General features: G+C 22.0%; 2 protein-coding genes. Both read left to right on the top strand.

Annotation, left to right across the window (positions count from 1 at the left end):
- The first annotated feature begins 38 nt into the window (after nucleotides 1-38).
- On the top strand, nucleotides 39-1,997 hold the full coding sequence (locus EZH24_RS08005; RefSeq protein WP_137998604.1) for a DUF262 domain-containing protein: 1,959 nt from the start codon (nucleotides 39-41) through the stop codon (nucleotides 1,995-1,997).
- Between the two features lie 2 nt (nucleotides 1,998-1,999).
- The gene (locus tag EZH24_RS08000; RefSeq protein ID WP_137998602.1) at nucleotides 2,000-4,159 is read left to right on the top strand and encodes a DUF262 domain-containing protein; all 2,160 of its coding nucleotides are present in this window, start codon (nucleotides 2,000-2,002) and stop codon (nucleotides 4,157-4,159) included.
- The last annotated feature ends 36 nt before the right edge of the window (nucleotides 4,160-4,195 follow it).

Genomic DNA, 4,195 nt, shown 5'->3' with positions numbered 1-4,195 from the left:
ACTATACTTATAGCATTATATTAAAAAGGCTTTTATATATGATTGATGAAAAGAATATGAATGGTAAAAAGAAAATTTATATATTACAAAATGAAAAAAATGAGGATTATTTAAAAAATTATTCTTTTTATATTCCAAACTATCAAAGAGGATATAAATGGAGCAAAGAAAATATAGAAGATTTACTTAATGATATTAATTCTATAGGTCAAGATAATAAAAAAGATCATTGTCTGCATAATTTAACCATTATAAACAATGAAGATAAAGGGCAATATGAAGTAGTTGACGGTCAGCAAAGACTTACAACGATATATCTTCTTTTAAATTATTTAAATTCTGAAGAAATATATAATTTAGATTATCAAATAAGAGAAAAAACAAAAGAGTTTATAGAGAAGAAAATAACATGTGTAATTAATCTTATTAAAAATGTTAAAGATATTGAAAATAATGAAAAAATAAAAGAAATATTTTCAAATTTAGTTAAAGATAATAACAATTATAATAAGCAGGATATTTACTTTATTTGCAATGCTTTATATTGTATGCATAAATGGTTTAAAAGTAATGAAAATAATAATCATCAAAATTTTGAAAACTTTGAAAACTTAGAAGAGAAAATAAAAAATAATCTTCAAAATGTGTATTTCTATAAGCATGAATTAGAATTAAAAAAGAAAAACATTAAAGATGAAAAAACAAACATTAAAGGCGAAACTGTATTTGCCAACTTAAACAGCGGAAAAGTAGCACTCACAGATATAGAATTAATAAAAGCTGATTTGATAATAAATATAAGCGAAAATAAATTTAAAGAAAATAATGATGTACTTTTAAATGAGATAAGAAGCAATATAGGAAGATTATGGGACGAAATGGAAAGTTTTCTAGCTCAAGATGAAGTATGGTATTGGATAGCAGCAAATAATAAAAGTGCAAATAAATTATCCTTATTATTTAATTTGATTGGAATTGAAACTTTTAAATATTATAATGATCTTTTTGAAAATAAAGAAAATAAAGAAAATAAAGAAAATAAAGAAAATAAGAAAATAAGTAATGATATACTAAATAAAATAAAAGATTATTATTACACCATAAAAGACTGGTATTATGATAATGACATGTATCATTTAGTGGGTATTGCTGTAAATATAGGCAAATCAATTAAAGATTTACTTCCAGAAAAAACAGATGATGATAAATATAAATTGAAAAATAAAATCATTAAATCAATTATCAAGAAATTATCATTAAAAATAGATGATAATAATTATATTGAAATAGGAGAAACTCAATACAAAGATTTAAGTTATCAAGATAATAAAAATGATATAATAAAAAATATAATGCTTTTATTAAATTGTTTGGAAGGTTATAATTTTAATAAAAAAATATTCAATAAAGGATTCAGATACAGATTCGATTTGCATAATAAAGAAGAGTGGTCTATAGAGCATATATTTCCTCAAAATGCTACAAAAGAAAATTATAAATCATATATTTTAGACTTAATATTTTTATTTAAAGAAGAAAATAAAGAAGAATTAAAAAAGATTTGTGGTATATTAGGTATTGTCAATAATAATAAAAATATAGATGAACTAAAAAAATTAATTATAGAAAAACTTAGAGAACCTATTAATGAAAAAAAAGAGAATGATGTTGAAAAAGAATACATTGATATTAATAAAATTAATGAAATTAGTAATAAGATAGTATTTGATATACAAAAAATAGGCAATTTAGCTTTACTTCAAAAAGATGTAAATTCTTCTTTGCAAAATGGTATTTTTGAAGAAAAGAGAAGTAAACTGCTTGAAAAGTTATCTAATGGAAATATTTTCATTCCTCCTTTAACTTTAAAAATATTCTCTAAAAATTTTGATGGAGCAGAGAGAACAAAAGCATATTGGACTCCTACAGATTTTGATGCATATATTAATTATCAAGAGGCACAATTAGAAAAAATATTTAAAATAATTAAGGATTAAAAATGAATTTAAGCGAATTATTAAACAATGAATTAATAATACCAGAAATACAAAGAGATTATGTTTGGGGAAATAATGAAATAGTATTGAGAAGGTTTTTAAAAAATATATTTAATAATATTAATAATGATAAAGAAAATAAATTGGATATAGGGTTTTTTTACTCATATAAAGTTTATCAAAATGAAGAAATATACGCTCTTATAGACGGACAGCAAAGAATAACTACATTGGTATTACTCTATTGGTATATAGGAATAGGTGAAGATTATATAAAAAAGTTCAAATTCAAAGTAAGAGAAAACTGCAATAATTTTTTGGAAAAACTCCTTGAAGAAAATATATCAAAGATAGGAAAAATAAACGGAGAAAGTATATCTGAAAGAATAAAAAACTGTATATGGTACTTAAGTATATGGGATAATGACCCTACAGTAAAATCAATGCTTAAAGCTCTTGATATTATAGAGTATGAATTTAATAAAATTACAGAAAATAAAGAAGATATAAAAAATAATATAAAAAGTAATATAGAACAAAATATTATTTTTACATGCATTACTAATGATGACAGAGGACTTGAAAAAGAATATATATCATTAAATGCCAGAGGAAGGGAGCTTGAAAAATATGAAAAATTAAAAGCTATATTAGTTGAAGATATGGATAATAAAAAAGTTGAGGATATGAAAGATGAAAAGAAAAAATATGAATATCTTGAAAAATGGGAAAAGGACTGGCAGGATATTTTATGGGAATGCAAAGGAGATAATGTTTATAATACTGATAATATTTGGAATGCTGTTTTATACTGGGCTAGGGATATTTTTGTAATAGAAAACAATATTTGTAAACCAGACACAGAAAAAGAAGAAATATATTTTGATTTTGATTTGATGAGTATCAAAGGAAAGAATGATAAAGGAGAGAATTATAAAGATATATTATTAAAAATATTTGATTGGATTATTCCAGCATTAAAAATAATCAATGAAAATAAGGATTTATTTCAAAAAAAATGTCAATTTAATGATAAAAAAGTTATTGATATAGATAAAATAATTGAAGGCGATAAGAAAGAAAGTTATAAATTGACTGATGGACAAAGAGCTTTATTTTACGGATTATTATATTTAGTAAAAAATGAAGATAAAGAAATATTGGAAAAAATAAGAGTGTTTAGAAATTTAATAGAAAACAGCAATATAAATTCTGATAATTTAGTAGCTAGTGCAGTGAAATCATTAGAATTATTATCTAAAAAAACAATATCTGATTTTCCTAACAAATTATTAGACAACAATAAAGAAATTAAAGGTATATCCCCTGAACAAAAATACGAAGAAGCTTTAAAACTAGAGATTTTTAATAAATATTCTAACTATAAAGAGACTATATTGAAAATTGAAAATGACGCTTTATTTAAAGGAAGAATTAAAAATATATTTTTGCTAGCATATTCAGAAAATAATGAAGATTTTATTAATAAATACAACCTTCACACAAAATTTTTTGAAGAAATATTTTTCGATAAAAAAGAGGATAAGTTAGAATTAAAAGAAAATATAATTTCTAAATCTGAAGAAAAGCTAAAATTATTTGATAATTTATTAGAACAGTATATAGAAATATATGGTAAAAAAAATGAAATATGGGGTGAACTTTTATTAGATAAAAATATATATATTTATTATAATCATATGATAGTATTAAAAGATTCTTCCTTAAATGAAGCAGAAAAGGAAAAACGTGCTTTTTTATATTTGGTATACTTATATCATAATAATAAGTCCACATCAATAGATAAATTTTTAGATGAAAATAGAAAATCAAATTTAAAAAATATACTAGAAACTGAAAAAGAAACTAAGATAATAGCTATCAAAGATCCAATAAATCAATTATATATAATATATTTATTATATGATATGAAGAAAGAATATCTTTTTCAAAGATACACTAAACATTTTGGTGTATTAGAAGATGATGAAGGATATTACGGTATTCCAAAAGAAAAAAAAGAAGAAAAAGATAATTCTCCATTTAATGAAAAATTTCTTTTCCAAACTTATAATATATGTTGGAATGTGGGAGGAGCACAGCCTTATGTTAAATTCGATTCGGCATCGGATTTATCAGGTCTAGAAAATATTTATAGATGAACATAGAAGTTAAAGTAACAGCGGGAGCTAAATCCA

The organism is Brachyspira catarrhinii, from assembly GCF_005518285.1.
Taxonomy (GTDB): domain Bacteria; phylum Spirochaetota; class Brachyspiria; order Brachyspirales; family Brachyspiraceae; genus Brachyspira; species Brachyspira catarrhinii.
The sequence above is the reverse complement of the archived record's forward strand: the minus strand, read 5'-3'. Positions and strand labels throughout refer to the sequence as shown.